The sequence below is a fragment of the Mitsuokella sp. AF33-22 genome, assembly GCF_003475755.1.
Classification (GTDB): Bacteria; Bacillota; Negativicutes; order Selenomonadales; family Selenomonadaceae; genus Mitsuokella.
The window spans coordinates 123,277-149,934 of the sequence record NZ_QRQA01000005.1 but is presented as its reverse complement, the minus strand read 5'-3'; the positions used below and the strand labels follow the sequence as shown (position 1 = coordinate 149,934).

Genomic DNA, 26,658 nt, shown 5'->3' with positions numbered 1-26,658 from the left:
CCCGACACTCAGTGGCGTTTTTCGCCCGGCGCTAACACGGTTTGGGCGGGCACGGCTGGGGGCTGTCCCATGCAAGGGAAACGGCGAAGCTCTATAATCAGTTGAAACCCGCCATGATCTATGCCTCGGAACTGACACTTTTTCCCGATACCCCTCTTTCCCGTGATGTGGCAGAAGGGAAATTTGCCGAGGCAACAGAGTTGGAACGTATGGAGGAAATGCAGGAGTTCATTCGCTGCCTGACCGTACCCACCATCTTCCGCGCCGAGCATGTCACCATGCCCGTGCGCATTAACGGCCGGGTACCGGAGGACAAGGATGCTATGATAAATCGCTTGCAGGAAACCATGGATACAAATGGAGAGGAAAGGCTACAAATGTATCGGAGCAGTGTGTACAGTCTGTAAGAAGGTGTCAAAGTGATTCTTTACTTCAGTGCCACAGGCACCAATAAATATGTGGCAGAACAAATCGCCAAGGCAACCGACGAAAAGATTGTGCCGCTAAAAGAACTGGTACGGCAGGAGAAATATTCCATCACCGTGCCGGAAGGGGAAAATTTTGGCGTTGTCATGCCGACCTATTGGGAAGGATTGCCCGCGATTTTGTTGGACTATCTGCAAAAAGCCGAGATACTTTTGGAAGGAGCCGACCATTACTGCTATTTTGTGGCCACTTACGGCTGCGACTACGGCAATGTTTTATCTACGGCACAAAAGGAATTTGGCAAGGTCGGGATTCAATTTGACAGCTTGTATGCGGCACGTTTTGTCGATAATTGGAGTCCCATGTTTTACCTGAAAAATGCTGAACGCAACCGCCGCGCCGAGGAAAATGGAGAGGCAGAAACACGCATTATCATCGGGCAAATTCTGCGCCGCGAAAAGGGACATCGACTGCCGGATCAGATGTCAAAAATTGTGGCAGCAGCAGCTAAGGCGAATTACAATCGCATACGTAAAACGAAAAACTTTCGGCTGGACAGCGAAAAATGTATCGGTTGCGGGCTGTGCGCTCGGCAGTGTCCGCTCGATGCTATTGCCATGAAGAACGGAAAGCCGAAGTGGGTAAAGGAAAAATGTACCTTATGTCTCGGCTGTTTCCACCGTTGCCCAGCGGCAGCGATTGACTATGACGGCGGTCTTCGCAATGGGCAATACATCAATCATCAGGTTACGCTGGATGATTGAAAGGAAGAGGGAATGTCGATGGATTACAGGAAAATGGGCGGACGAGTTTATGTCCGTATAGACAAAGGCGAGGAAATTCTGTCAGAGGTGAAGAATGTTTGCCGGGAACTTCACATATCTGCGGGAACATTTCAAGGCATCGGAGCTTGCGGCGAGGTAGAAGTAGCAACTTATATTCCAGACAAGCAGGAGTTTTTACCTCATGTGCGGAATGGTATATTGGAGATGATTTCCCTCATGGGAAATATCGTGACGGACAAGAATGGGGAATTGGTACACCACGCTCATGCGCTTTTCTCCGCATTTGACGAAACGACGGAGCACATAGATTACCTTGGTGGTCACTTGAAGAGAGCGACGGTGCTATACACGGCAGAACTGCTCCTTGACCCTGTGCAGGGAGGAAATATCGGACTGAAATATGATGCGGCTACGGGAATTGATGTCTGGAATTTGGAGATTGGCCGATGAGCCGAAAGAATAATGTTTGCTACCTATCGCTTAAAGCAGCTTTTCCCTACACTTTGCCCATTTTTGCTGGCTTTTGGTTTCTTGGCATGGCATACGGTATGTATATGAATGTCGCAGGGTTTAGCTTTTGGTATCCAATGCTGATGAGTTTCTTTATTTTTGGCGGATCCTTGGAATTTGTCGCTGTAACCATGCTGACAAGTTCGTTTGCGCCTTTGCAGGTGCTCATCATGACCCTTCTTATACAGGCTCGACATCTATTTTATGGAATTTCTATGCTGGAACATTTCAAGGGTTTGGGATGATGGGAGATGTGAGAAATGGACACCGAACGTGTGATGTTGCGGCGCAGGGCATGATCGGTTTGCTGGAGTCACTCGGTATGATGCCCTGAAGAATTTACGGAAATGGATATCGAGAATTTGGAGGGACAGGATATGAATTGGAAAAAAATGATTCAGGGGACTGGCGCACTCATGTTGAGTGCGGCTATCCTGCTGACGAGTAGCATAGAAATCGGCGAGGCTACAAAAGCTGGTAACGCCATACGCTATTTCATGCAAAACCCGGAGGCTAAGGGCAGCAGCACTCCCTACGGGAACAACAAAGCGGCAGGGCATTATGTGCAAGCGGACGATGCCAAAATCTACTATGAGGTTTACGGCAAAGGCAAGCCGCTGTTCGTCTTTCATGGTGGTGGAGTGGGTACGCCCTATGAGATGGGACAGATGATAGACAATCTGCGGAAGGACTATCAAGTGATTGTCGTTTCCACGCGTGGACATGGACGATCAGAAATCGGCCACTCGAAGCTGACCTATGAACAAAAAGCCAATGATATGCTGGCGGTGATGAAGGAAGTCACCAATGAGCCAGCGATTCTCTTAGGCTTCAGCGACGGCGCATACACGGCATACAAGGTAGCATCTATGTACCCCAATCGTGTGGAACGTGTTATCGCTATCGGTGCGGGTACGCTCAAAGCAGGTTTTTTCAGCGGTGAAATGAAGGTAGAGGACTTGGCCAAGATTGATGCTGCTTTTATTGAGCAACAGAAACGCATCATGCCGGAGCCGGAGCGCTATCAAGAATTTTGCGATAGCTATATGAATTTCTGGAGCAAAATGGAAGTCGGCGAGGATTTTCTTCAAACCATCCAATGCCCGGTACTCTTGATTGCGGGAGATGAAGACGACCATGCCCCATTAGTGACTATGGTGGAGGCAAAACAATATATCCCACAAGCCAGCCTCTGCATCGTTCCTAAGGCATGGCATACAGCATTCCTTGATAATTTCGATGTGACTTGGGCAGCCATAGAGCAGTTTCTACAAACGGATATGTCCCAGCTGACGGGCAGCAAGAAGGTGGACTACAACAGAAAGTAAGATGTCAAGGGGGTGCAACCTCCGAGCCTTAGGGGGTGCAAATGCACCCCCTTCTCTTTTTGTCGAAGCCTTGTCCCGCAAGGCTTCCAAGCGATACTCGCTTAACGATAGCCAGGGGGGTGCAAGGGGGTTCATCGTTATTTTGTATCATAATTACTGGTAAAGGGGAACTCCACATCACCATCATGAGTTTCCTGGCGCAGGAAGAAAGCCGGAGCATCTCGGAAAACGTCACCTGGGGCCATTGGAAGCGATTCGCTGACGGAAAGGTGTGTGTACCGTTCGGCCATTTCTTCGGCTATGACCGGGGGCCGGACGGGAATCTGGTCGTCAACCGGGAACAGGCCAAGACGGTGAAACTGATTTACCGCTTGTTCCTGGACGGGTATACCTTCCACTCCTTTGCCAAGGAGCTGACTTCCAGAGGGCTGGAAACTCCGGCAAAAAAGAAACGCTGGTATCCGGGAACGGTAGAGAGCATCCTGACAAATGAGAAATACAAGGGCGATGCCCTGCTGCAGAAGCGGTTCACCGTCAACTTCCTGACCAAAGAAACGAAGGCGAATGAAGGGGAAGTGCCGCAGTACTATGTGGAAAATAATCATGAAGCCATCATCAGCCCGCAGGTCTTCGACTGAGTACAGGAAGAAGTCAAGACGGCCTTCGTTACGGCATTCAACCGTATACTGTTTTTACCTACCCATCACTCGCTCCATGACGTGGATAAATTCCATAACGTGCTCCGTCGGATCTTTGGCGTACAGGATTCCATAGGGGACGGCATATTCCTTGCCCCAATCGCAAGTGAGCGTGACCAAGGCCGGATGGATTCCGTCCCAAAGGTCAACGGAAATCATTGGTCGCCCGGTGTTTTCCGCATAGTTAAACACATTGAAATCATATGGTGGGACATCATGGATATGGATTTGCGGATGATTTTCCTCAATCTCATCGCGCAAGTTGTCGATATAGGATGTATCGCCGCGCTCCACCATGAGGATGGTTTCGCCATATAAATCCGTAAGCGTTATATGCTTACGACCGGCCAAGGGATGGTTGATCGGTACGGTGACCGCCAATGGTATCTGCCGCAAAGTCAAGGCATTGCAACGATTTTTCCAAAGTGTGGAAGGGAATATCCCTGCGATGATGTCAACATCGTTGTCTTTGTTGCCAAGCAATTCAGGTCGGTTATTTTTGCTGTCGTCCATTGGCACAATTTGCAGCCTGATGAGCGGATGCGCCGCGCTGACGGCCAGCCATAGATTGACGATGGGGCGGGCAGGACACATGAGCGAGCTGCCGAGCCGTATCGCGTGCTGTTTTCCTGCCTCAAGGGTGTGGGCGGTTGCCACAGCCTGTTCGGAAATCTGTATGATGCGGCGGGCATCTCGGTAGATGCTCTTGCCCGCTTCGGTCAGCGCAATGCCGTGATTGGTGCGCGAAAAGAGTGCCAGTTCCAGTTTTGCCTCCAACAAGTTAATCTGCTTGATGAGGGCATTGGGTGAGATGAACAGCTTTTCCGCCGCCTTGGTGAAGCTGCCGCAGTCTGCTGCCATCAGGAATGCGTCCAGATGCTTGTTATACATTGCTACCTCCTGCATGAACCTTTTGGTTAATACCATGTTAGCAAATTGCGACTTCCGTTGCAAGAGATTTTGTCTTAAAATGGCCTTGCAAGCAGGAAGTTGCGGCAAAATCGGAAAAGACATGGCAACAAAGAGCATTCGAGGATGCCACGGTATGCTTTTGACAGCCATCGACAATAGGGGGCAAGAAAATGGAATATACCATGCTGAACAATGGCGTCAAGATGCCGCTTTTGGGTTTTGGTGTCTACATGATGACCGACCTTGAGGAATGCGAAAAAAGTGTTCTCCATGCCATTGAAACGGGCTATCGACTGTTGGACACATCCTCGGCCTATTTTAACGAAGAGGCTGTGGGGAGAGCCATCAAAAAAAGCGGCATCCCGCGCGAGGAGTTGTTTGTCACTACCAAGCTGTGGATTCAGGACGCAGGATACGAGAACGCCAAGGCCGGATTTGAGACATCGCTCCAAAAACTTGGCTTGGATTATCTTGACTTATACCTTATCCATCAGCCATGCGGGGATTGTTACGGCTCTTGGCGCGCCATGACGGAACTGTATCAGGAAGGGCGTATACGAGCGATTGGCGTATGCAATTTCAACAGCGACCGCCTTGTGGACTTCGTCATGAACAATGAACTCCCTCCCGCCATCAACCAAGTGGAATTTCATCCCTACTTTCAACAGAAGAAAGCAGAGGAAATCATGCGGGAATACGATGTGCAGATGGAGGCATGGAGTCCGTTGGGACACGGCGGCAAGGGAATCCTCGAAAATGACGTGTTGGTTTCCATTGGCAAACGATACGGAAAGACTCCGGCGCAAATCATTTTGCGCTGGGATATAGAGCGAGGTATAGCCACAATTCCCAAATCAGTCCGCAAGGAGCGCATTGAGGAAAATTTTGATGTATTTGATTTTCATTTGACGACAGAGGAAATTACGGCGATTGACCAACTGGACAGAAATGACCACATTGCCGATTTGACGGATGTGGAACTTATCAAAAAGCTGAACCAGTTGAAAGTAAGATAAAAATTTTTATGGAGGTTACAGAAATGGGACAGAACAATAACAAAAAGCGGGAAGCGGTGAAGGTCGTGCAGACGGCGGGACGCGATATGTTGGGAGATATTGCGCCGGAGTTTGCTCGGCTCAATGACGACGTTTTGTTTGGCGAAGTTTGGTCGCGAAATGATAAGCTGTCCCTGCGTGACCGTTCGATGGTTACGGTAGCCGCGTTGGTGGCCAAGGGGATGGGCGATACCTTTGCTTGCCAGTACCAGATGAAGGAAGCCAAGAAAAACGGCATTACGGCAGAAGAAATGGCAGAAATCCTCACGCATCAGGCATTTTATGCCGGTTGGCCGAATGTGTGGGCGGCCTTCAACTCCATGAAAAAGGCGTATGTCGAGGAAAGTGGAGATACGAAATGAATAAGAAATTTTTGACCCACCTAAAGAAAACTTTAGTGGTCGCAGTGGCGGCGACTTGGCTTTTCTCCCCGGCAGTGATGACCGAACAAAATCATGTGGTGTATGCCGCCGAAACTCAAACGGCGGTTAGCCAAAGCGTATTGGCGAATACGGAAAACGGACAGGTTCGCGGCTTTATGGCAAACGGCATCAGTTACTATCGCGGCATTCCCTATGCCAAACCGCCGGTGGGAGAACTGCGTTGGCGACCGCCGGTCAAGGCCGATAACTGGCAGGGTGTGTTGGACGCAACCCAATACAAGAGCGAAGCCGCACAGACCGATTATTTGGGTGTTTTTGCCACGGCAGGCGGCTCGGAGGATTGCTTGTATCTCAATGTAGCCGTGCCGAATAAAAAACCGGGCGACCCGGAGAAACTGCCGGTGTTTGTCTGGATTCACGGCGGCGCATTGGTGGTAGGCGCGGGCAGTGATTACGACCCGACGCTTTTGGCAAAAGAGGGACGCGCCGTAGTGGTGACGATAAACTATCGCCTCGGCGTATTCGGCTACTTTGCCCATCCGGCCATTGACGCGGAAGACCATGCCAAAATCAATTACGGCGTGATGGATCAGATTGCGGCGTTGGAATGGGTGCAGAGAAATATTGAAAACTTTGGCGGCGACCCGGACAATGTAACCATTTCGGGAGAATCCTCCGGCGGGCAGAGTTCGCAAATCCTGATGGCCAGCCCGAAGGCCAAAGGCTTGTTCAAAAATATCATCGCCATGTCCGCCCCGGTCATGTACGCCAACGGCCATTCCGTTTCGCCGGAACAGGCCGAGGAACGCGGTATAGGTTTGGCCAAGGCAGCAGGGCTGAACAATGCCACTGCCGAACAGCTTCGTGCGTTGTCCACGGAAGAGATTTTAGCCTTGGAGAATAACTATTTGCTGGACGGCATCATCACCAGAGATGGCGAGTATGTCCCTACCAGTATCGCCGAAGCCTTCCAAGCGGGACGTGTCAACGGTGAGCGGCTGGGGATTGGCAATGTGCAAAATGAAGGCTCTTTCTTTGCCGCCTTGACGGAGAGTGCTGCCGGAAAACCGATGGACGAGGTCGCTTATCGCGACAATTTGGAAGCCTTGGAGAAACAGTATGCTCTGCCGGGATTTGCAGACAAGGTGATGCAGGAATACCCCGCTTCCGATTACGGCAGTCCGGCCGAGGCTTATGCCCAGGTCATCACGGACAGTTGGTTCGCCGCGCCGATTTATCGGATTGCCGACTCCCTTGATAACCAAATCAAAGTCTATTACTACGAGTTCAGCGACCCGACTTGCCCCAAGTATGTGACAACGGACTTTGCGCAGGGTACGGCGCACACCTACGAACTGCCCTATCTGTTTCCCGGTTTCCACGGCTCTTCCGACCTCAGCACCGACCTCAATAAAAAGCAGCAGAAGGCTGCCAGGGAAATGGTCAAGTTGTGGACGGGTATGTCCGAGGTGGACAGGCGGGGCATTTGGGAGCGTTTTGACAGCGACCGCGCCCAGTATCTGAAACTTGGTCAAGGCAAGCCGCAGATGATGGACATGAAAGACTATAGAGAACGCCATCACTTTGATTTTTGGCAAAACATCCGACTGTATTGAAGAGAAGGAGCTGTCGATGAATTTGCGTAGAGCCAAATTTGTCGCTGCATTTGTTGTGGTGGGGCTGCTTGTCGTCTTTGGCATTACCTTCACGGCAGGCCCCACACCAAAAAGTCTGTCCGCAGCGGCAAACAAGGAGGAATCTGTCGTGAACAAAGAGAAAAAAATACTGGTGGTCTGTTACTCGTTTTCCCGCGGCAATACCCGAAAGATTGCCAAACAACTGCAAGTGGCCTTAAATGCCGATTACGCAGAGATAGAACCCGTTACCCCATACCCTCCGTATGGCGGTTGGGATAGCGAAGTGACCCGCCAAGGGCAACGGGAAGTAGAAGCCGGCTATCAACCGGAGATTAAGCCGCTGACGGTCAATGTGGCAGATTACGATGTGATTGCAGTGGGAACTCCCACTTGGTGGTTTCGGATGGCACCGCCCATGCTCACATTTCTGCACTCGCAGGATTGGACGGGGAAGACCGTTATTCCCTTTATGACCCACGGCGGCTGGCCGGGTCATGTGATAGCGGACATCAAGACAATCTGCGCCGGGGCAAAGTTTGCTCCCGACATGGAAATACAGTTTGACTCCCAAGGCGGAGCCGATATGCTTACCGACCAAGCGGAAATAGATGCTTGGATAGATAGTGTGAAGAAATATCTGCAATAAAATCAGGAAAGGAAGATTTGACATGGAATACAGGAAACTGGGAAATTCTGATTTGAATGTGTCCCGCATTTGTCTTGGCTGCATGGGTTTCGGCGATGCCAAAACGGGACAGCACAGTTGGACGGTGGACGAGGAAACGAGCCGCAGTATCATCAAGCGGGCTTTGGATTTGGGCATCAATTTCTTCGATACCGCCATCGTTTATCAGAATGGCACCAGCGAGGAATATGTGGGGCGAGCCTTAAAGGATTTTGCCAAACGGGAAGATGTGGTCGTGGCGACGAAGTTCCTGCCGCGCACGCCGCAAGAGATAGCGGACGGCGTGACGGGGCAACAACATATCGAAAAATCCCTTGACCTGAGCCTAAAGCATCTGGGCATGGATTATGTCGATCTCTACATTTATCATATGTGGGATTACCAAACCCCGATATATGACGTGTTGGACGGACTGACAAAAGCCGTCAAAGCCGGAAAGGTGCGCTATATCGGTATCGCCAACTGCTACGCATGGCAACTGGCCAAAGCCAACGCCTTGGCGGAAAAAGAAGGATTCGCCCAATTCGTCTCCGTGCAGAACCATTACAATCTCCTGTTCCGTGAGGAAGAGCGAGAAATGGCCGGCTTGTGCGAGGAGGATAACATCGCCATGACGCCATACAGTGCCTTGGCCAGCGGTCGCCTTTCGAGAAAACCGGGAGAAACCACTAAAAGACTGACAGAGGATAGTTATGCCAAACTGAAATACGACGGTATGGCGACAGAGGACGAGAAAATCATCATGCGTGTCGCGGAGCTGGCCGATAAATATGCGGTGAGCATGACGGAAATTTCTTTGGCTTGGCTCTTAACCAAGGTAACTGCTCCCGTGGCCGGGGCAACGAAACTACATCATGTAGAGGGGGCGGTCAAGGCGGTTGACTTGAAACTCTCGGCAGAGGACATCGCCTATCTGGAGGAATTGTATGTTCCCCATCCCCTTGTCGGAGTTATGGCGCAGAACACGAAAACTGCCAAGAGAGCTTCGCAAGTATGGATGAAAAATGCGCCCAAGGCTTGAGGCATGGGCAAGGAGGAAGCGAGTTTGTGGGGTAATACAGCATTGTCGGTAAAAGCCGTGACAGAAATTTTTGCTGCCCTGCTCATGAAGACCATTTTTGGGGCGCATTCTTGAAGTATACTCACTCCAATGACATAGTATTTACCATCATCATTACGAGGGGGATTTTATATGAATATCCGCAATGTGATTCCGAAAGTGGCAAAAGGGCTGGTAGCTTCCGCTCTTTTGGCGAGTACGGCGCTGTCTATGCCGACATGCCTTGCCGCTGACCTTAATGTGAAAAATGCTCAAACGGAAACGGAAATCACGCAAGCACTCATGCAGGAAGGCGGTGCGGTCTATCCCATCGGGCAGCCGAACACGGGTTATGCCAAGTATTTCACGGGCAGGAGTTTCCTGTTCCCCATGCAGGGCAAGGGCGTGAATGTAGCCAATGTGACATTTGAGCCGGGGTGCATCAATTTTTGGCATAAGCATCATGGAAGCTGTCAAGTCTTGGCCGGGGTATCGGGCAAGGGTTACTACCAGATTTGGGGCGAGGAGCCGAAGGAACTGTTGCCGGGCGAAAGCGTCACCATCCCGGAGAATGTGAAACATTGGCATGGGGCACAGCACACGAGCTGGTTCCAGCACCTCTCCATTATGAAGGAAGGCGCATCAACAGAGTGGCTGGAGCCTGTGAGCGAAGCAGAGTATGCGAAACTGAAATGAGCAGTGCAAGGAGGTCCTGACGCGCGCCGACATCGTAGAGGAGCCTCTGATTTTGTCGGAGCAGGCGATGAAGCGTCATGAGCTGGATCATTACTTCGGCAGTGCAGCGGAGAAGATTGAGGTGACTGGCACCTACAACCTGCTCTACAATACGATCTTCTTCATCAAGGCGGGCATAGGCAGTGCGCTTTGCTTCAAGGGCATGGCGGATGCTGTGGGAACGTCACGCGGGCTGGTTTTCCGGCCGCTGGAGCCAGAGCTGCGCTCGGCGAATTATGTGGTCTGGCGCAGAGATCAGGTCTTCTCCCGCGCCGGCCGTCTCGTCGTGGCGGCTCTGGACGAGGTTTTTCTAATCATGCCTAATAAGCATTATTAATAGTTAAAACAAGGCATTTGTAATCATAAACCCCTTCCCTTATAATAAACTCATCAAGCAAAACAACAGGATAGGCAATGATGAGATGCAATAAGGAAGGGGGTTTTCCATGAGAAATTTCAAGAATGAGAAGAGAGATGCTTGGCTGATGGCCACCGTGATGATGGGGACGTTCGCCTAAGGAGCGGGTGATGTATTCCTGACTTTGAATCCATGAGATAGAGCTCGGTCAGGAAGAAGAAAGGATGAGATGAGATGAAACAACAGCAGCAGTTGCTGCTCTTGATCTTGGCATTTGGTGTGTTCAGCATCCTCAATACGGAGATGGGCATCATCGGCATCCTGCCGATGGCGGCGGAGATGTACCAGGTGGATATCGTGCAGGCGGGGCTGCTCGTCAGCCTGTTTGCACTCGGTGTGGCCATAGCGGGGCCGACGATGCCGCTCTTGTTCTCGCGCTTCAACCGCAAGCGCGTGATGCTGCTTGTGCTGGGCGTGTTCACGCTCTGCAATGCACTGGCCGTCTTTGCGAGTGACTTCGAGGTCCTGCTGGTGCTGCGCGTCGTGCCGGCTTTCTTCCATCCGGTCTACTGCGCGCTCGCCTTCAGCGTGGCCGCGGCTTGGGTGGCTCCAGAGGATGCACCGCGAGCCGTGGCGCGCATCAACATGGGCGTCGCCGCTGGCATGGTTATCGGCGTGCCCATCAGCAATGTCTTGGCTGCGACGTTTGACTTCTCGGTGGCGATGGCCTTCTTTGCAGGTGTGACGGGGCTCATGTTCCTCTTGACGATGGCCTTCGTGCCGGACTTGCCTGTGGCGCAGCCGATGCAGTACGGTGCGCAGCTTTCTGTCCTGAAGCGCCCGCCGGTCTGGCTGGCCATCGTGGCGGTCATCTGCCTCAACGGCTCGATCTTCGGCGTCTACAACTACCTCGCTGACTACCTGCAGCAGATTGCGGCCCTGCCGGGACAGTTCATCGCAACTCTGCTTCTCGTCTACGGCCTCTTGAACATCTACGGAAGCTATCTGGGCGGCAATCTTCTCGCCAAGCGTCCTCGCGTCACTGTACGCCTTTTCCCACTGTGCTCTACTGCCTGCTATTTGTGAGCGGTGGCCAGCTGCTGCCGCTCCTCGCGGCACTAATCGTGGCCTGGGGCATCCTCGGCGGCATCAATGCGAACATCAATCAGTACTTGCTGGCCTGCGTGGCATCGGATGCACCGGATTTCAGCAATGGCCTGTTCCTGACAGCGGCCAATCTCGGCTGCATGGCGGGAACCATGCTCAGCGGCTTCTTCATCCGCAGCCTCGGCCTGCCCTACGTCGTCTGTGGCGGACTGGTGATGGCAACAGCGGCCTTGCTGCTCACAAAGTTCGTGCACTGCCAGGCCGAGGCGCGTATCGGTGATGAGCATCTGCTACTGCCGGACGGAACAGACCGGTAAAATGCGCCATAGCACTATGATGGAATAAGCATCGTTTTCGCTCTCTGTCATGCATTTGTTCTATAACAGACGATTTTTGATAAGCATTTCACATGAAATGCTTATTTTGCTATCATAAGGTTAATCATTCAGACAGAGCATCTGCTAGGACAACGATTTCGCTTAAACCGAGCTATGCTATTCAGGGGAAATCAGATAGACGTCATATGTTGCAATGCTGTCTATAGGCTGAAATATATGATTTTATGTTAGGAGATATCATCCATGCATAATAAATCAGAACACCGTATGAATGTGCTGGGGGATGCCTTCGGTGAACGTACTCCTGCTCATATAGGCAGGAGTACGTTCACTTTCCAATCTAGCAATCTTACATATGGAAGAAAAGAGGAGATACTATGTTTAAATGCAAAAAGGTTAGAAAGGTTAGATTGTTGATAGCATTAGGATTGTCGGCGTTGACGATGGGGGCAGGTGTAATGTCCGGCTCTGTAGCTGGAGCTTCGCCCGTTGCGGTTGGACATGAGATTAAGAACCCAGATAACTCCCCTATGGTAGTTCATTGGGCCGTCCTGACCTCGACGCCAGGACAAATGAAAAAAATGGGGGCCTATGCAGCGCAGCTGGTTGGACCTAAATCGATGCGTGAAGAAGGAACGTACATGCTTTACGGTTGTACCCCGACAGATAATCCCGATGTGAATATCCTGTTGGAGGTATACCGCAGTGAAGCCGATTATGAACTTCATGTGGGCAGCAAGGAATTTGCACAGTATGAAGCTGCGCGCCGTCCTATCTTACGAGATCTCCATTTTGTTTATACCGAGCCGATTGTCATGATGTCAAAAGATCCTGGTCTTGTTGGCACGGCGGTGCGTCTGACCTATGTAGAACCTGAAGAAGATCAAGTGGATGCTTATCGTCAAATGGTGAAAGAAGAATACACCCGTGCTGTAAATTATGATGATGGAGTACTGGTCATGGTTGCCAATAACGAACTGGGGAATCCGGGCCGTATTCACAGTTACCTCTTATTCCGGGATAAATCTGCAGAAAAAGCGTATTATTCATCGGAAGCTTATGAAGCATTTGCGAACAAAGCGAAAACTATGCTCAAGGTCAATCATCATATAGATGGAGCACCTACGAGAACGACGATTTCTTCTAAGCCTGGCTATACTATTCAGGAGAGATGATAGGGCGGCAGAAGAAAACACATAGAACAGAAAGGTGAACAATCATGAAGAAGAATATTGGCAAAGCTTTGGCATTATACCCCGTGCCTCTCATTGTTGTCGGCAGCATGGTCGATGGCAAGCCGAACTGGACGCTTGTCGCGCATGCCGGCACGGTAGCGCACAGTCATCTGATGCTGTCGATGGTGCAGAACCATCACACGAACAAAGGCATCAAGGAGACGAAGAAGGTTTCCATCAATGTCGTCGATGAGAGCTGGCTCAAGGAAGCTGACTACATGGGCGTGATTTCCGGCAACAAGGTGGATAAGTCCGCCGCTTTTGCTTACACCATCGGTGAAAACGGTGCACCGCTCATCGATGAGGCCAAGGTTTCCATTGAATGCACCTTGGTCAACACCCTCGAATTGGATGGTTTCGACAACTTCATCTGCCGCATTGAAGCGACCTATGCAAATGAAACCATCCTCAATGACGCCGGCAAGATTGACTACCACAAGTTCAAGCCTGTCCTGTTCGAGTTCCCAACTTATGAGTACTTCGTCACAGGTGAGAAAGTCGGCGACTGTGCACGCATGAATCCCCGCCAGAAATGAAAGCACTTGTCGTCTATTTCACTTGGACGAATGGCAATACAGAGCGCATCGCAAAGGTACTGCAGCAGGCACTGCGGGCGGATATCCTGAAGATCGCAGCGCCGGATGACTACCATGAAGACTATGACACGGTCGTCCGCAAGTCGCAGGAGGAAATCCGCCGCGGTTACCGTCCGCGCGTCAAGGCGTGGCTGCACGGGAATGGCATAGCATAAGAGTAGCTGAGAGAAATTTGGGAAAGGAGTTTTCAAGATGATAAGGAGCGCAGCGATTGTCTTATTCAGTATTCTTTTTTGGGGGACAGGCATGGTTCAAAGTGAAGCAGCATCGGCTCAGCCGGACAATGGAAATGCGGCAGCAATACAGGCATCGACGCCCGCACCGGCCAAGAAGGCCGTCAAGATCGTACAGACAGCAGGACGCCAGCAGCTCGGCGATTTTGCGCCGGATTTCGCCCGCTACAATGATGATATCCTGTTCGGTGAAGTCTGGAGCAAGAACGATGTGCTCTCGCTGCATGACCGCAGCATCGTGACGGTCTCAGCACTCATTGCACAGGGCATCACCGACAGCTCGCTCAAATATCACATCGAGTCGGCGAAGAAGAACGGCGTGACGAAAGCGGAGATGGCAGAGATCATCACACAGGTCGGCTTCTACGGCGGCTGGCCGAAGGCCTGGGCGGCATTCCGCTATGCCAAGGAAGTCTATCAGGAACCGGCAGCTAAGTAAGCAAGAGCACGGACTGAATGGTCTATATTCGTCATTCGTCTTGCCATTGAAAGGAGAAAAAGAAGATGAGTAAGACATTGGTTGCTTATTTTTCAGCGACGGGAACGACTAGACGTGTGGCAGAGCGTCTGGCGCGCGCTGCGCAGGCTGACCTTTTCGAGATCAAGCCGGCCGTACCGTACAGCAGTGCTGACTTGGACTGGACCAATAAGGCGAGCCGCACGAGCAAAGAGCGGTCGGATGAATCCATCCGACCGGCTCTGGCCGTGAAACTGGCAGATGCGTCTGCGTATAATGTTGTCTATATCGGTTTCCCAATCTGGTGGTATGTTGCGCCGCGCATCATCGCGACGTTCTTGGAGAGCAGCGATTTCTCAGGCAAGACGATCGTGCCGTTTGCCACTTCCGGCGGCAGCAGCATGGGGCGGACGATAGAGGAGCTCAAGCGCATCTGCCCCACCGCCCGCTTTCTGAACGGTCGGGTACTGAACGGCTTATCCGATAAAGGCTTGGCCGACTGGGTCGCATCCGTGAATGGAAAATGAATGTGAAGTGAATGCCGCCAGGCATCGATGAGAGACAGTCCCGTGCATGTAGATGCACTGGGCTGTTTTGTCGTTGTTCACGGTGCATGCTCATCCTATCATCTGGATGAAAGGAAGATGTTCTTATGCAAAATGGAATCAATCGGCGGAGTTTCTTGAAGGCGCTTGGTGGCTTGGCTGGCGTGGCAGCCGCTGGTGCGTTCCTCAATCGCGAAGAGATCTTGTCATTCCTCGACCGTGACAAGGCGGCAGAAGAAGCAGGTGAGATCATGGGGCAGGTCACGCGCCGCTATTTTGCGCCGCTTGGACAAGAACTGCCGATGCTCGGCTTTGGCTGCATGCGGTTCCCTACGAAGTTCTCGACTTCTGGACGGGAGATCGATGCGGAGCTCAGCGAGAAGATGATCGACTTTGCCTATCGTCATGGCATCAATTACTTCGATACGGCCTGGTTTTATCACGATGGGAAGTCGGAGTCTTTTGTGGGCGGGGTGCTGAAGAAATATCCTCGCGAGAGTTTCTTTTTGGCGGATAAGATGCCGACACCGATGCTCACGGACCTGTCGCAGGCCAAAGAGATTTTCCAGACGCAGCTTGAACGCTGTCAGGTCGAGTATTTTGATACCTACATGCTTCACTCGTTGAGCAGCCAGGAGGAGTTTGACCGGCTCTACATCAATCAGGGAATCCTCGACTACCTGCGCGAGGAGAAAGCGCAGGGCCGCATCCGCAGCCTGGGCTTCTCGTTCCACGGCGATGTGCCGTTCTTCTATCATCTCATGGATCAGTACCCCTGGGATTTCTGCATGATCCAGCTCAATTACGCGGACTGGAATGAGCCTGGCGAGGCGCCGTCCGGAAGCCGGCAGGCCGGCGACCTCTATCGCAAGTGCCGGGAGAAGGATGTGCCCATCTTTGTCATGGAGCCGGTCAAAGGCGGCAATCTGGCCAGCCTGTCGGAGTCGGCGGAATCCATCCTGAAAGCGCAGCGGCCAGACGCGAGCATGGCTTCGTGGGCCCTACGCTGGGTGGGCTCTCTCGACGGTGTCATCACGCTCAATTCGGGCATGAGCAATCTGGAACAGGTCCTCGACAACGTCCAGACGATGATGGATTTTGAGCCGCTGTCGACGGCAGAGGCACGCGCTATCCAGCAGACACTCGGCAAGGCCAGCGACAGCGGGGCGCTTCCCTGCACGTATTGCCGCTATTGCGATCCCTGCCCGTACGGCGTCGATATCGCCTCGGTCTTCCGGATCTACAAGCGCTATGGCGAAGCAGCTGGCTTAGACCTTGAGTATCCCGAGCGGGCATCTGCTCGCCAAAAAGAAGCGTTTCTCGCGCATTACAAGAACAATCTGGAACGCTCGCAGAGGGCGTCGCATTGTACGGCCTGCGGCACATGCCTGCCGCGCTGCCCGCAGCATATCGATATCCCGAAGGAAATACGGGCCATCGATGACCTGGTCCAGCGCCTGAGCAGGGAAACGGGGAAGGAGGTGTTCTGAATGATTCGGAAGGGACGGATTATCGTATCTCTGGGGATGCTGCTCGTCATAGTGCTGACCTTCGGCGGCCTGCTCGCGCCGGTGCTGCCGCACTGGCAGTTTCTGCCTGCACTTCTGGCGGGGAATTTCCTCGCCTTGGCACTGATTCTCGCGGTGACGTTCCTCTTTGGCCGCGTGTACTGCAGTGTGCTCTGTCCGCTCGGCATCAGTCAGGACCTCGTGATCTGGCTGTCAGGAAGGCGCAGGAAAAAGCGCCGTTCATTTGCTTTTGCCCGCGAACGGCGCGGCCTGCGCTATGCGGTTTTGTTCTTGGCAGGGCTGTCCATATTATTCGGTTATCCGCTCTTTCTCGGACTAGTCGATCCGTACAGCATCTTTGGGCGCATCCTCAACGATTTGTTTGCGCTTCCGGTATCCTATGGGTGGAACGCGATTGTGGGCCTAAGCGAGCGATATGACTGGCTGCCACTGCTGATGAAGGCAGAGGTACAGCAGCCGTCTGCATGGGCAGCAGTCTTGGCGGGCATTTACTTGATCGTGCTGGTCGCCTTATCATGGCGTCATGGCCGCGCCTACTGCCATACCATCTGTCCGGTGGGGACGCTGCTGGGGACGGTCAGCCGGTTCAGCGTGTTCCGCCCTGTCATTGACGCGGACCGCTGCATCCATTGTGGTGCCTGTGAGAGAACTTGTCCTTCTGCCTGCATCGATGCAAAAACTGGGGGCATAGACAGCAGCCGCTGTGTCGACTGCTTTGACTGCCTGACCATCTGCCCAAAAGATGCGCTGCATTTTTCTCGATCGCATCATGCGCAGCAAAAGGTCAGAATGACAGAGACTGAACCTGCGGATACACCGCCATCCGGCCCCGTCATGACGCGCCGCGAACTTTTGGGCACGACGGCCCTTGCCATCGGCACGGTGGCGGCGGGCCTCGTGCGCAGTCGGTCTGCCATGTCGGCGGCTGTCGGTGCTTGGGGTCTTGAGGGGGAAGCGTCTATCCTGCCGCCGGGTGCGCAGTCTGCGGATTCTTTCTATACGCACTGTACCTCCTGCCACCTCTGTGTCAGCCGCTGCCCAAGCGGCGTCCTGTTATCTTCTGGCCCAGAAAATGGTGCCTTGCACCTATTGCAGCCACATATGGACTTCTCTCAGGGGTACTGTGTCTACAACTGCAATCTCTGTTCTGTGGTCTGCCCGACCGGTGCAATCCGTCCGCTGTCGTTGGCGGAAAAGCAGCAGACCAAGATTGGGCTGGCCCGCTATGACAAGCAGCAATGCCTCATCACGCGGGATGGCATTGTCTGCGGCAATTGTGCACGCCATTGCCTGACGCAGGCCATCACGATGGTCGAGGACCGCGACGGGCGCAGTTATCCCGTGATCGATGATGCGGCCTGCATTGGTTGTGGCTCCTGTGAATACCATTGTCCTGCTGAACCGTCAGCGATACATATCATTGGGATAGCAGAATTGTTGCGATAAGCATTTGATTCGAAAGCATCTGCTTCTATTTTAGGGGCAGGTGCTTTTTGGCAGGCGTCTGATAAAAAAATTGTATAACGCAAGCTAAGATATAAGCATTTCATATTGTGGCGTGAAGCGGGTAAGATAGGAGTATCGAAAAGAGAAGGGAGTGTGGCAGATATGAATCGCAGGGAATTCTTGAAGTTGACCGGCATGGGGGCCATGACCATCTTCCTGAGTGGGTGTGGTCTGTCGGCAATCAAAGGCTCTTCAGCAGAATCATCTGATGGTGCTGCACAGGCAGCAGGCAGTGTTTCGGGAGGGAAAAACATGAAAATCGTTGTAATCACGAGCAGTCCTCATCCGCATGATGAGTCAACGTCCATTTATCTGGCTGACCGCTTCACGAAAGGAGCAACACAGGCTGGCCATGAGGTGTTCACTTTTGATGCGGCCAATAGCGATACGCATCCGTGCCGCGGCTGTGACCAGTGCCATATGGACGGTCCTTGCATCTGGAAGGATGACATCGAGAACACCTTGATGCCGAAGATGCTCGAGGCGGACTTGCTCGTGCTGACGACGCCGCTCTATTACTTCGGCATGTCGGCACAGCTCAAGACCATCGTCGACCGTTTTTATTCGCGCACGGGCAAGCTACACGGCAAGAAGTCCATCCTGATGGCGACGGCCTACAACCGTGATGACTGGACGATGTCGGCACTTGTCGATCACTACGACACACTGGTCCGTTACATGGAATGGCAGGATGTTGGCAAAGTGCTCGGCATCGGCTGCGGCGCTCGCTCTCTCGTCGAGCACTCCAAGTTCGGCGACATGGCGGAGCAGATGGGCGCAAATCTTTAAGGAAGACCATTGTTGGAAATTGAAGCGGTTGGCGGACTAGTGCGAGGATATGGAGCAGGTGATTTTTGATGCATATTCAATAGAAAAAATGTATGGCGAAAGCTAAGACATAAGCATTTCACATTATGCCATGAAATGAGTAAGATAAGCGTATTGACAGGTGCTCGATAAATTGTTCTGTCGACCCTTGAATTCAAGTATACGCGAAGTTGTATTCTCAGCACATCAGCTGATGAGAGCGAGGATGACTGCGCATGGCACATGGAATAAAAGATAGGAGAGTCTATGTTTTTAGAAAAAATCAAAGGACCGGAATCGGTCAAGGAATTAGATGCAGTGGAGCGCCAGACGCTCATTGAGGAGATGCGCACTGCGCTTCTCCTCCGGGCCAGTGTACATGGCGGTCATGTCGGGCCGGATCTCGGCTTCGTCGAGGCGGCTGTAGCGCTGCACACAGTCTTCACCTCCCCGCGGGATAAGATTGTCTTTGATGTCTCGCATCAGTCGTATCCGCACAAGATGCTGACGGGACGCCAGCAGGCGTACACGGATCCGGCACATTACGATGATGTGTCCGGCTACACGAACCCGGCGGAAAGTGAACACGATTTCTTCAATATCGGTCATACGTCGACGTCCATCTCGCTGGCATCGGGACTGGCCAAGGCTCGTGACCTGGCCGGTCGCCATGAGAACATCATCGCGGTCATCGGAGATGGCTCGATGAGCGGCGGTGAGGCGCTGGAGGGCCTCGATGCGGTCGGCGAGCTCGGCACGAATTTCATCGTGGTCTTCAACGACAACGATATGTCGATTGCCGAGAATCACGGCGGCATGTACCGCTCCTTCCGCGAGCTGCGCGAGACAGAGGGCCAGTCGCCGAACAATCTCTTCAAGGTCATGGGCTTCGATTACCGCTTTGTCAAAGACGGCAATGATGTTGAAGCGCTGATCGCTGCCTTTGAAGAGGTTCGCGACATCGATCATCCAGTGGTCGTGCACATCGTGACGCAGAAGGGCAAGGGGTATCGACCGGCTGAAGAGGACCGCGAGACGTGGCACTGGCATATGCCCTTCGATCTTGCGACGGGCAAGGAGACGGTCTCCTATGTGGATCCGTATGCCGAGCTGACGGCGACGTATCTCTTGAAGGAGATGCAGGAGAATCCGGCACTGGTGGCCATCACGGCTGGCGTGCCGTCTGTCATGGGCTTCACGAAAGAGCGCCGCGAGGCGGCCGGAAAGCAGTTCGTCGACGTCGGCATTGCCGAGGAGCAGGCGGTAGCCATGGCTTCGGGCCTCGCAAAGGGCGGCGCGCGCCCGGTGTTCGGCACGCTGGCGACCTTCTTTCAGCGCACGTATGATCAGCTTGCACAGGATGTCTGCGTCAATGAGAACCCGGCCATATTCCTCGTATTTGGTGCTTCGGCTCATGCGCTCAACGATGTGACGCATCTCGGACTCTACGATATCCCGATGATGAGCAATATCCCGAATTTCGTCTGCCTTGCGCCGACTTCGGTGGCAGAGTATCAGGCCATGCTCACGTGGGCCATCCGCCAGACAAAGCACCCTGTGGCCATCCGCGTACCAGTCTTTGCTCCAGAGGAGACGCTGCCAGTCCGCACCTCCTACGATGAACTCGACCGCTTTGCTCTCGTGCATCGCGGCAACCGCGTGGCCATCCTGGGCCTCGGCAATTTCTTTGGCCTCGCACAGGAAACGGCAGCAGAGCTCGCGCAAAAGGGCATCGATGCGACGCTCATCAATCCGCTCTTTATCTCGGGCATCGACGAAACGATGCTCTGTGACCTCGAGAAAGATCATGCGCTCGTCATCACAATCGAGGACGGCTGCCTGGCCGGTGGTTTTGGCGAGAAGATTGCCAGCTTCTACGGGACGAGTTCGATGCGCGTCAAGAGCTACGGCTTTGCGAAGCGCTTCTACGATCGCTACGATGTGGCAGAGCTTCGCCGTGCGAACCGCCTGACGAAAGAACAGATTGCCGAAGATGTCATAACAATTCTCTCGTGATTGGCGCGGATGGCTTACTGCGTCATGCGCTTCCGCAGTTCTTCGAGAAAGACACTGCTGGACTTGGAGAGCAGGCGGTATTTCTTCCAGACGATGACGGCGCTGAAGGTCAAGGCTGGCTTTAGAGGGATGAACTTCAAGTGGCCGGTGTCGAGCTGCAGCAGTTCATCGATGCCAATCGCATTTGCGATGCCCGTGCGGATGAAGTGCGAGGCGTTGCTGATGAGGTCAAAGTGTCCGACGATGTTCATGGTCTCAGCGGAGAGTTTGCCGTCGGACCACTGCCGGAAATCGAAGCGGTTGGCGGACTGGCGCGAGGAGATGAGCAGGGGCATCTCGCTGAGATCCTCTGCCGTGATGCCGTCTTTTGCAGCCCACTCGCTGTCGTCGCGCGTCACGATGCCGACGCGCATCGTTTCGGGCAGTCGGATGAAGTGGTAGTGCTCGGTGTTGAATGGCTCGATCATCAGTGCGAAGTCGATGAGCCCGTGCGCGAGTTTTTCCTCGACGGCGTCGGCATTGCCCGTGAAGAGCTCGACCGTCAGGCGCGGGTAGCGGCCGTGCAGGTCGGCGAACAGGTCGGCGAGGATGTGCATGGCATGTGTCTCGCCTGCGCCGATGCGGATGCAGCCCGAAAGGTCAATCGTATCGTTCTTGAGCTCGTCCTCCGTCTGGTTGACGAGCGCGAGGATTTCCTCAGCCCGCTGGCGCAGGTGCATGCCGTCTTCGGTCAGGATGGTGCTGCGGCTCGTGCGCGTGAAGAGCTTCTTGCCGAGCTCATTCTCGAGATCCGCAATCTGGCGCGAGAGCGTCGGCTGCGTCACGTGCAGCACATTGGCTGCCTCGGTCATGTTCTGCTCCCTGGCCACAGCCAGGAAATACGATAACGTGCGGAGTTCCATCTCAAAATTTCCCCCTTTTATACGTTCAAAGCATCTGCTTCTATTGTAGGGAGCAGATGCTTTTTTCGCAAGCGTTTGATAGAAAAAATGTATGGCACAAGTTAAGATATAAGCATTTCACATTGTGGAGCAGAGCGCTTAAAATGAGGATATCAAGAAGCGAATGTACAGGAGGATTTTGGATGGCAAGAACATGTTTGGCAGAGCGACAGGAACAAGAACGATTCAATCCAGATGTCTGTCAGCGCGAGCTCGCTGCGTTGCCGGACGATGATGCGCGCATCTGCTTCCTCAGGCGTCACCGACGCAGGCTCATGGATGACCTGCATGTGGCACAGGAGAAACTTTCGTGCGTCGACTACATGATTTACGAACTGGAGCAGAAAAGACTTGACCGGTAGCCACTACCGGATGATATCGTTGGAGTATGGGAGCAGGAGCGATCTTGTTCCGGGAAGGAGAATCGATGGTGTTGCGTAAAGGAAGGCAGGAATGGCATGGATGGCTGGCCGGTGCACTGATTCTTGCAGGGCTCATCTACGCTTGGCTCTGCTTCACGTGTGTGCTGCGGCAGGGGCATATCCCTGAGGATGACTACGTGCGCATGACGCAGGAGATCGTGCAGCAGAGTCTGCCGGACGACGCAGTGCCGGCGGGCTGGGAACGCTCAGTACGGGAGACGAGAGAGGTGAAGCCATGAGGTATCTATTGGATGTGTTGCTCTTGATGATGCTCATCTTTGAGATGACATTCTTCTACCTGCCGCCCGTGCTGCATGAGATTGTAGGTGTCATCATGCTCCTCCCCATCCTTTATCATCTGGGACTCAACCGGCGCTATGTTTCTTCGCTGGGGTGCGGGCACTGGAATGGGCCGCGCAGGATACGGCTCATATTGAATGCCCTGCTCGCGGTTTTCTGCCTTGTGACAATCGTCAGCGGCTGCCTGACTTCGAGCCAGTTGTTTGCCGGCATCGTGCCGTTCTCGCTGCGCAGCAATCCTTCCTTGTACCAGCTGCACAGTACGGCAGCACGGTACTTCCTCGTGCTGGCAGGACTGCATCTTGGCTGGCATCTGCCGAGCTGGTGGCAGCGGTGGCTGCATGCGGCGGGCATCAATGCGCGGCCGTTGCCAGCTAGGATGCTCCTGCTGGGCCTCGGGGGGCTACTCGGGGCGGGCGGCATCTACGCGGCGCAGCAGGACCTGCTCATCGAGCGCCTGCAGGGCGCGCATATCTTCATGGCGCCGGCACTCTCGTACAGCGGCGCTGGCTACGCGCTGACGCAGGTCGGCATCATCATCGTATTCGCAGAAATCGGTTGGCTTTTATCGCTTTGGAAAGGGGCGCGCTTGAAATGAATCGCAGAGAATTTTTGAAAATGGGTGGCATGAGCATGATGACTCTGGTGCTGGGGGGATGCGGCCTGTCTTCGCTGACGGGAAGTTCGTCGAGCAGTGCAGCTGGTGCAGCCAGTGGCACGGTGGCTTCGTCTTCGTCCTCGGGCACGGTGGCGGCAGGCGGCAAGACGCTCGTCGTCTATTATTCGGCGACGGGGCGCACGGAGCGCGTGGCCAAGGTCATCGCCAAGGAACGCCAGGCCGACATTATGAAGCTCGTGCCGAATCCGGACTACACGGAGGCGGACCTCGACTACAACGACAAGAGCAGCCGCGTGAGTCGCGAGCACGACGACGCCTCGCTGCGCGAGAAGATCCAGCTGCAGAAGGCGGTGCCGGACAACTGGGCGTCGTATGACACGATCTTCCTCGGCTATCCGATCTGGTGGGCCATCGCGGCCTGGCCGGTCGATGCCTTCGTCAAGGCCAACGACTTCACGGGCAAGAACGTCGTGACGTTCGCGACGGCCTACAGCTCACCACTCGGTAACAGCAGCAAGCTGCTCGCCGAGATGGCCGGCGGCAAGGGCAACTGGCAGGACGGCACGTGCTTCACGGGCAGCCTTGACGACGCCAAGGTCGCGGAGTGGGTCCGCTCGCTGAGCACAGCAAAATAAGCAGGATAAACAGAGACAGAAAAAACCACTTGTGCGGGCTGCGCTCGCAGGCAAGTGGTTTTTTGCTGGGCAATAGGTGCGATCATTTCTCGTCCGTGCCATCGCTGTCATCACTTGGCAGCAGGTTGCTTTTGTAGGGAATCTTGCCGGACAGGACGTCGCGGTAGAAGCCCTGCTTCCAGGCGATGTAGTCGATGGCTTCCTGGATGGCGGCAATCTTCTCGTGTAGGGCCTCGTCCTTGTGGGCGAGCAGCTGCTGGCGCGTGGGGATGGAGGGCACGCCCTCGAGGCAGAGCGCGAGGTATTCCTTCATCTCGGCAATCGTGAAGTCGCAGTTCTTGAGGCAGTTGAGGCTCTTGACCCAGCCGAGGTCGTGTTCGTCGAAGACGCGGTGGTTGTTCTTGTCGCGCTTGACATAGGGGATGAGTCCCTGGTTGCAGTAGAACTTCAGTGTCTCGTACTTCATGTCCGCGGCTTTGCAGACCTGCTTCATGGTGTAGAGTGGCATGATGGATCAACTCCGATACATTTTTTGAAATATACTTGACCGGTAGTAACAACCGGCTGATACACTCAGTATAGAGCTTCCCGAGAGGGAATGGAAGTATCGATTGGTTACCGGGCAGCCGTCAAGAATAGAAGAATAGGAGAGAGAAAAATGGAAGCTTTTACGTTTTCGTATCCGACGAAGAATTACTTTGGCCAAGGCGCGGCGCGCAAGGCGCTCGCCGAGGAACTGCCGAAGTACGGCAAGCATGTCCTGCTGGCTTATGGCGGCGGCAGCGTCAAGCGCAATGGCATCTACGACGAGCTCATGGCCATCCTCAAGGAGCAGGGCAGGGAAGTCACGGAGTTTGCGGGCATCATGAGCAATCCGACGTACCGCAAGGTGCAGGAGGGTGTTCGTCTTGTACGGGAACATAAAATTGATCTCATCCTGGCAGTCGGCGGCGGCAGCGTCTCGGACTGCTGCAAGGCCGTGTCGGCACAGGCCGCGCTCGGGGAAGACCTCTACGACTACGAGTACGCGAAGCACAAGGTGCCGACGGCCGGCGTGCCGATGGGCGTCATCGTCACGGCTTCGGGTACGGGCAGCGAGCAGAATGCCGGCGCTGTCATCACCTACGAGGAGAAGAATTGGAAGGGCCCGCTCTGGGGCACGGCGGCTTCGTTTGCTGTGCTCGACCCGTACTACACGAAGACTGTGCCGATGCGACAGGTCATCTCGGGTGCCTTCGACACGCTGAGCCACTGCCTCGAGACGTACCTCGGCACGCCGCGCGAACCGAACCTCTCGGATGTGATGAATGAGTCGGTCATGCGCTCGGTCATCGAGAACATCCGCAAGGTAAAGGCGGATCCCGAGGACATGCAGGCGCGCTCGGAACTCATGTGGGCTTCGGCCATGGCGGAGAACGGCGTGCTGAAACTCGGCAAGGTCACGGACTTCCAGTGCCACATGATCGAGCATCAGCTCGGCGCCTATACGGACTGCAACCATGGCTGCGGCCTGGCCGTCATCCAGCCGGAGCTCTACCGCCATCTGGCACCGGAGGCTCCTGCGCAGTTTGCCCGCCTTGCGCGCGAGGTCTTTGGCGTCGCAGAGCAGGAGTCGGAACTCGCGACGGCATTGGCCGGAGTGGAGAAGTTCGCGGATTTCATCGAGGAAATCGGCCTGCCGACGACGCTCAAGGCGATGGGCATCGAGGACAAGGCCGTGCTGCACGCAGTCGCTGCGACGAGCATCCGCACACCGGGCTGCGCCAAGAAGCTCACGGATGAAGAGATTGAGGACATCCTCCTGCACGTGCTGGGATGAGTGTGGCAGTACAGCAGCAGAGAGAACGTGTGAGCAGAATGAGAGGGGAGCAGGGCTTTGTACAATCCACAATTGATAACCTTCATGAAAGCGGCAGAGGAGGGGAGCTTCAGCAAGGCGGCGGAAGCGCTCTTCATCTCGGCGCCGGCCGTCATCAAGCAGATCAACCTGATGGAGGCACGGCTCAACCTGCGCTTGTTTGAGCGCACGCATCGCGGCCTGCGTCTGACGAAAGCGGGCGAATCGCTCTACAAGGATGCAGCGTACATGATCCAGTACAGCAAGGCGGCCGTGGAGCGGGCGCGCAAGGCCATACAGGAGACACAGCAGGTCATCCGTATCGGCATCTCGGTCATGACGCCGACAAATTTTCTGCTGAGCCTATGGCCAAAGCTGCAGGAGGTCAGTCCCGACCTGCAGTTCCAGCTCGTGTCGTTCGAGAACACGCCAGAGAACGCGCGCGAAATCCTCACGCATCTCGGCGCGAACATCGATGTGGTCGCGGGCGTCTTCGATGTGAGCATGTTCCATCTCAAGGGCAAGTGCGAGGGCATGGAACTCCGTCGTGAGCTGTTTTCCATGGTCGTGCCGCTCACGCACCGACTCGCGGGCAAGGAGCGCCTGAAGCTCTCTGATTTAGCAGGGGAGACGGTCGACATCATCCAGCCCGGTTGGTCTTCCGTCATGGATGATCTGCGGCAGGATCTCCTGGTGAATCACCCGGACATCACGCTGCGTGAGTTCCCGTTCTACAACATCGACATATTCAACCGCTGTGTCAACGAGGGGACGCTCATGATCGGCGTGCCGGAGTGGAAGGACATCCACCCGCTGATGCGCGTCATCCCTGTGGACTGGGACTACGAGATTTCGTTCGGCATCCTGCACGCGACGGAGCCGTCTGCTGCTGTGAGCCGCTTCCTGACCGCTGTCCAGAAAATCCTGTCACGATAACCACAAGTTCATACTGCTTAACGAAATGAGACTTCTGATGCGGTCTCG

The 26,658-nt window shown here is 54.1% G+C and carries 31 protein-coding genes and 2 pseudogenes; 30 read left to right on the top strand and 3 right to left on the bottom strand.

Annotated elements, in window-relative coordinates; genetic code table 11:
- Positions 1-41 precede the first annotated feature (41 nt).
- The 6 genes and pseudogenes from DWZ54_RS04765 to DWZ54_RS04740 form a co-directional block, all read left to right on the top strand.
- Positions 42-407, top strand: coding sequence for a hypothetical protein (locus tag DWZ54_RS04765; protein ID WP_199663226.1), 366 nt, complete (start codon positions 42-44; stop codon positions 405-407).
- Between the two features lie 12 nt (positions 408-419).
- A complete protein-coding gene (locus DWZ54_RS04760; protein ID WP_118474702.1) occupies positions 420-1,190 on the top strand; it encodes an EFR1 family ferrodoxin in 771 nt (256 codons plus the stop codon).
- Positions 1,191-1,208: 18 nt separating this feature from the next.
- Positions 1,209-1,661, top strand: coding sequence for a PPC domain-containing DNA-binding protein (locus DWZ54_RS04755; protein ID WP_158573612.1), 453 nt, complete (start codon positions 1,209-1,211; stop codon positions 1,659-1,661).
- Positions 1,658-1,963, top strand: a pseudogene (locus DWZ54_RS04750) (AzlC family ABC transporter permease); the annotation flags it as partial. The gene DWZ54_RS04755 and the pseudogene DWZ54_RS04750, both read left to right, overlap by 4 nt.
- A gap of 135 nt (positions 1,964-2,098) precedes the next feature.
- Complete coding sequence (locus DWZ54_RS04745; protein WP_118474709.1) at positions 2,099-3,049, top strand: alpha/beta fold hydrolase; 951 nt, start codon at positions 2,099-2,101, stop codon at positions 3,047-3,049.
- Positions 3,050-3,201: 152 nt separating this feature from the next.
- Positions 3,202-3,684 (top strand): annotated as a pseudogene (locus tag DWZ54_RS04740) (recombinase family protein); the annotation flags it as partial.
- Positions 3,685-3,741: 57 nt separating this feature from the next.
- Here DWZ54_RS04740 and DWZ54_RS04735 read toward each other — a convergent pair.
- Positions 3,742-4,638, bottom strand: a complete 897-nt coding sequence (locus tag DWZ54_RS04735; protein WP_158573611.1) for a LysR family transcriptional regulator — start codon at positions 4,636-4,638, stop codon at positions 3,742-3,744.
- A gap of 191 nt (positions 4,639-4,829) precedes the next feature.
- Between DWZ54_RS04735 and DWZ54_RS04730 the strand changes: the two genes are divergently transcribed.
- The 18 genes from DWZ54_RS04730 (at position 4,830) to DWZ54_RS04650 (ending at position 20,920) form a co-directional block, all read left to right on the top strand.
- The gene (locus DWZ54_RS04730) at positions 4,830-5,675 is read left to right on the top strand and encodes an aldo/keto reductase (protein ID WP_118023016.1); all 846 of its coding nucleotides are present in this window, start codon (positions 4,830-4,832) and stop codon (positions 5,673-5,675) included.
- A 23-nt stretch (positions 5,676-5,698) separates the two neighbouring features.
- Positions 5,699-6,076 (top strand): carboxymuconolactone decarboxylase family protein, encoded by a 378-nt coding sequence (locus DWZ54_RS04725; RefSeq protein ID WP_118474698.1) that lies wholly within the window; start codon positions 5,699-5,701, stop codon positions 6,074-6,076.
- The gene (locus DWZ54_RS04720) at positions 6,073-7,713 is read left to right on the top strand and encodes a carboxylesterase/lipase family protein (RefSeq protein ID WP_118474697.1); all 1,641 of its coding nucleotides are present in this window, start codon (positions 6,073-6,075) and stop codon (positions 7,711-7,713) included. Before DWZ54_RS04725 ends, DWZ54_RS04720 begins: the two co-directional genes overlap by 4 nt.
- Positions 7,682-8,380: a flavodoxin gene (locus tag DWZ54_RS04715; protein ID WP_233541620.1), complete on the top strand. Its 699-nt coding sequence runs from the start codon at positions 7,682-7,684 to the stop codon at positions 8,378-8,380. Before DWZ54_RS04720 ends, DWZ54_RS04715 begins: the two co-directional genes overlap by 32 nt.
- 22 nt (positions 8,381-8,402) lie before the next feature.
- Positions 8,403-9,440: an aldo/keto reductase gene (locus DWZ54_RS04710; protein ID WP_118474695.1), complete on the top strand. Its 1,038-nt coding sequence runs from the start codon at positions 8,403-8,405 to the stop codon at positions 9,438-9,440.
- Positions 9,441-9,611: 171 nt separating this feature from the next.
- On the top strand, positions 9,612-10,154 hold the full coding sequence (locus tag DWZ54_RS04705) for a cupin domain-containing protein (protein WP_118474694.1): 543 nt from the start codon (positions 9,612-9,614) through the stop codon (positions 10,152-10,154).
- Positions 10,155-10,170: 16 nt separating this feature from the next.
- Complete coding sequence (locus DWZ54_RS04700) at positions 10,171-10,530, top strand: LysR substrate-binding domain-containing protein (protein ID WP_118474693.1); 360 nt, start codon at positions 10,171-10,173, stop codon at positions 10,528-10,530.
- Between the two features lie 255 nt (positions 10,531-10,785).
- Positions 10,786-11,637: an MFS transporter gene (locus tag DWZ54_RS04695; protein ID WP_199663224.1), complete on the top strand. Its 852-nt coding sequence runs from the start codon at positions 10,786-10,788 to the stop codon at positions 11,635-11,637.
- Positions 11,634-11,975 carry a hypothetical protein gene (locus DWZ54_RS11885; RefSeq protein ID WP_199663222.1) on the top strand — a complete coding sequence of 114 codons (342 nt, stop codon included), beginning with the start codon at positions 11,634-11,636 and terminating at the stop codon, positions 11,973-11,975. The genes DWZ54_RS04695 and DWZ54_RS11885 overlap by 4 nt, the downstream gene beginning before the upstream one ends.
- A gap of 398 nt (positions 11,976-12,373) precedes the next feature.
- Positions 12,374-13,171 carry a putative quinol monooxygenase gene (locus tag DWZ54_RS04690; protein WP_118474692.1) on the top strand — a complete coding sequence of 266 codons (798 nt, stop codon included), beginning with the start codon at positions 12,374-12,376 and terminating at the stop codon, positions 13,169-13,171.
- Between the two features lie 44 nt (positions 13,172-13,215).
- Entirely contained in the window at positions 13,216-13,767 is a 552-nt protein-coding gene (locus DWZ54_RS04685) for a flavin reductase family protein (protein ID WP_118474691.1), read from the top strand.
- The gene (locus DWZ54_RS04680; RefSeq protein ID WP_118474690.1) at positions 13,764-13,982 is read left to right on the top strand and encodes a hypothetical protein; all 219 of its coding nucleotides are present in this window, start codon (positions 13,764-13,766) and stop codon (positions 13,980-13,982) included. The genes DWZ54_RS04685 and DWZ54_RS04680 overlap by 4 nt, the downstream gene beginning before the upstream one ends.
- Positions 13,983-14,073: 91 nt before the next feature.
- Positions 14,074-14,499, top strand: coding sequence for a carboxymuconolactone decarboxylase family protein (locus DWZ54_RS04675; RefSeq protein WP_233519449.1), 426 nt, complete (start codon positions 14,074-14,076; stop codon positions 14,497-14,499).
- A gap of 65 nt (positions 14,500-14,564) precedes the next feature.
- Positions 14,565-15,044, top strand: a complete 480-nt coding sequence (locus DWZ54_RS04670; RefSeq protein WP_118474688.1) for a flavodoxin — start codon at positions 14,565-14,567, stop codon at positions 15,042-15,044.
- 125 nt (positions 15,045-15,169) lie between these two features.
- Complete coding sequence (locus DWZ54_RS04665) at positions 15,170-16,552, top strand: aldo/keto reductase (protein ID WP_118474687.1); 1,383 nt, start codon at positions 15,170-15,172, stop codon at positions 16,550-16,552.
- Entirely contained in the window at positions 16,553-18,037 is a 1,485-nt protein-coding gene (locus DWZ54_RS04660; RefSeq protein WP_118474686.1) for a 4Fe-4S binding protein, read from the top strand.
- Positions 18,038-18,349: 312 nt separating this feature from the next.
- On the top strand, positions 18,350-18,886 hold the full coding sequence (locus DWZ54_RS04655; RefSeq protein WP_233541618.1) for a flavodoxin family protein: 537 nt from the start codon (positions 18,350-18,352) through the stop codon (positions 18,884-18,886).
- Positions 18,887-19,171: 285 nt separating this feature from the next.
- Positions 19,172-20,920 (top strand): 1-deoxy-D-xylulose-5-phosphate synthase, encoded by a 1,749-nt coding sequence (locus DWZ54_RS04650; RefSeq protein WP_118474684.1) that lies wholly within the window; start codon positions 19,172-19,174, stop codon positions 20,918-20,920.
- A 14-nt stretch (positions 20,921-20,934) separates the two neighbouring features.
- On the opposite strand, the gene DWZ54_RS04645 is transcribed toward DWZ54_RS04650, so the two are convergent.
- Entirely contained in the window at positions 20,935-21,822 is an 888-nt protein-coding gene (locus DWZ54_RS04645) for a LysR family transcriptional regulator (protein ID WP_118474683.1), read from the bottom strand.
- 182 nt (positions 21,823-22,004) lie between these two features.
- On the opposite strand from DWZ54_RS04645, the gene DWZ54_RS04640 reads away from it, so the two are divergent.
- From DWZ54_RS04640 to DWZ54_RS04625, 4 genes are all read left to right on the top strand, one after another.
- Positions 22,005-22,223 (top strand): hypothetical protein, encoded by a 219-nt coding sequence (locus DWZ54_RS04640; RefSeq protein ID WP_118474682.1) that lies wholly within the window; start codon positions 22,005-22,007, stop codon positions 22,221-22,223.
- 65 nt (positions 22,224-22,288) lie between these two features.
- Positions 22,289-22,522, top strand: coding sequence for a hypothetical protein (locus tag DWZ54_RS04635; RefSeq protein ID WP_118474681.1), 234 nt, complete (start codon positions 22,289-22,291; stop codon positions 22,520-22,522).
- Entirely contained in the window at positions 22,519-23,181 is a 663-nt protein-coding gene (locus DWZ54_RS04630) for a hypothetical protein (RefSeq protein ID WP_118474680.1), read from the top strand. Before DWZ54_RS04635 ends, DWZ54_RS04630 begins: the two co-directional genes overlap by 4 nt.
- Positions 23,182-23,216: 35 nt before the next feature.
- Positions 23,217-23,837, top strand: a complete 621-nt coding sequence (locus DWZ54_RS04625; RefSeq protein ID WP_233541617.1) for a flavodoxin — start codon at positions 23,217-23,219, stop codon at positions 23,835-23,837.
- An 82-nt stretch (positions 23,838-23,919) separates the two neighbouring features.
- Here DWZ54_RS04625 and DWZ54_RS04620 read toward each other — a convergent pair whose 3' ends face one another.
- On the bottom strand, positions 23,920-24,345 hold the full coding sequence (locus tag DWZ54_RS04620; protein WP_118474678.1) for a MerR family transcriptional regulator: 426 nt from the start codon (positions 24,343-24,345) through the stop codon (positions 23,920-23,922).
- A 150-nt stretch (positions 24,346-24,495) separates the two neighbouring features.
- On the opposite strand from DWZ54_RS04620, the gene DWZ54_RS04615 reads away from it, so the two are divergent.
- A complete protein-coding gene (locus DWZ54_RS04615) occupies positions 24,496-25,656 on the top strand; it encodes an iron-containing alcohol dehydrogenase (RefSeq protein ID WP_118474677.1) in 1,161 nt (386 codons plus the stop codon).
- Positions 25,657-25,713: 57 nt separating this feature from the next.
- Positions 25,714-26,610, top strand: coding sequence for a LysR family transcriptional regulator (locus DWZ54_RS04610; protein ID WP_233541616.1), 897 nt, complete (start codon positions 25,714-25,716; stop codon positions 26,608-26,610).
- The last annotated feature ends 48 nt before the right edge of the window (positions 26,611-26,658 follow it).

Bases quoted from the DNA above. Each gene is read 5' to 3' on its own strand.
- DWZ54_RS04755 (WP_158573612.1), top strand. From the start codon at position 1,209: ATGGATTACAGGAAAATGGGCGGACGAGTTTATGTCCGTATAGACAAA.
- DWZ54_RS04745 (WP_118474709.1), top strand. From the start codon at position 2,099: ATGAATTGGAAAAAAATGATTCAGGGGACTGGCGCACTCATGTTGAGT.
- DWZ54_RS04735 (WP_158573611.1), bottom strand. From the start codon at position 4,638: ATGTATAACAAGCATCTGGACGCATTCCTGATGGCAGCAGACTGCGGC.
- DWZ54_RS04730 (WP_118023016.1), top strand. From the start codon at position 4,830: ATGGAATATACCATGCTGAACAATGGCGTCAAGATGCCGCTTTTGGGT.
- DWZ54_RS04725 (WP_118474698.1), top strand. From the start codon at position 5,699: ATGGGACAGAACAATAACAAAAAGCGGGAAGCGGTGAAGGTCGTGCAG.
- DWZ54_RS04720 (WP_118474697.1), top strand. From the start codon at position 6,073: ATGAATAAGAAATTTTTGACCCACCTAAAGAAAACTTTAGTGGTCGCA.
- DWZ54_RS04710 (WP_118474695.1), top strand. From the start codon at position 8,403: ATGGAATACAGGAAACTGGGAAATTCTGATTTGAATGTGTCCCGCATT.
- DWZ54_RS04705 (WP_118474694.1), top strand. From the start codon at position 9,612: ATGAATATCCGCAATGTGATTCCGAAAGTGGCAAAAGGGCTGGTAGCT.
- DWZ54_RS04695 (WP_199663224.1), top strand. From the start codon at position 10,786: ATGAAACAACAGCAGCAGTTGCTGCTCTTGATCTTGGCATTTGGTGTG.
- DWZ54_RS04690 (WP_118474692.1), top strand. From the start codon at position 12,374: ATGTTTAAATGCAAAAAGGTTAGAAAGGTTAGATTGTTGATAGCATTA.
- DWZ54_RS04685 (WP_118474691.1), top strand. From the start codon at position 13,216: ATGAAGAAGAATATTGGCAAAGCTTTGGCATTATACCCCGTGCCTCTC.
- DWZ54_RS04680 (WP_118474690.1), top strand. From the start codon at position 13,764: ATGAAAGCACTTGTCGTCTATTTCACTTGGACGAATGGCAATACAGAG.
- DWZ54_RS04675 (WP_233519449.1), top strand. From the start codon at position 14,074: ATGGTTCAAAGTGAAGCAGCATCGGCTCAGCCGGACAATGGAAATGCG.
- DWZ54_RS04670 (WP_118474688.1), top strand. From the start codon at position 14,565: ATGAGTAAGACATTGGTTGCTTATTTTTCAGCGACGGGAACGACTAGA.
- DWZ54_RS04665 (WP_118474687.1), top strand. From the start codon at position 15,170: ATGCAAAATGGAATCAATCGGCGGAGTTTCTTGAAGGCGCTTGGTGGC.
- DWZ54_RS04660 (WP_118474686.1), top strand. From the start codon at position 16,553: ATGATTCGGAAGGGACGGATTATCGTATCTCTGGGGATGCTGCTCGTC.
- DWZ54_RS04655 (WP_233541618.1), top strand. From the start codon at position 18,350: ATGAAAATCGTTGTAATCACGAGCAGTCCTCATCCGCATGATGAGTCA.
- DWZ54_RS04650 (WP_118474684.1), top strand. From the start codon at position 19,172: ATGTTTTTAGAAAAAATCAAAGGACCGGAATCGGTCAAGGAATTAGAT.
- DWZ54_RS04645 (WP_118474683.1), bottom strand. From the start codon at position 21,822: ATGGAACTCCGCACGTTATCGTATTTCCTGGCTGTGGCCAGGGAGCAG.
- DWZ54_RS04640 (WP_118474682.1), top strand. From the start codon at position 22,005: ATGGCAAGAACATGTTTGGCAGAGCGACAGGAACAAGAACGATTCAAT.
- DWZ54_RS04635 (WP_118474681.1), top strand. From the start codon at position 22,289: ATGGTGTTGCGTAAAGGAAGGCAGGAATGGCATGGATGGCTGGCCGGT.
- DWZ54_RS04630 (WP_118474680.1), top strand. From the start codon at position 22,519: ATGAGGTATCTATTGGATGTGTTGCTCTTGATGATGCTCATCTTTGAG.
- DWZ54_RS04625 (WP_233541617.1), top strand. From the start codon at position 23,217: ATGATGACTCTGGTGCTGGGGGGATGCGGCCTGTCTTCGCTGACGGGA.
- DWZ54_RS04620 (WP_118474678.1), bottom strand. From the start codon at position 24,345: ATGCCACTCTACACCATGAAGCAGGTCTGCAAAGCCGCGGACATGAAG.
- DWZ54_RS04615 (WP_118474677.1), top strand. From the start codon at position 24,496: ATGGAAGCTTTTACGTTTTCGTATCCGACGAAGAATTACTTTGGCCAA.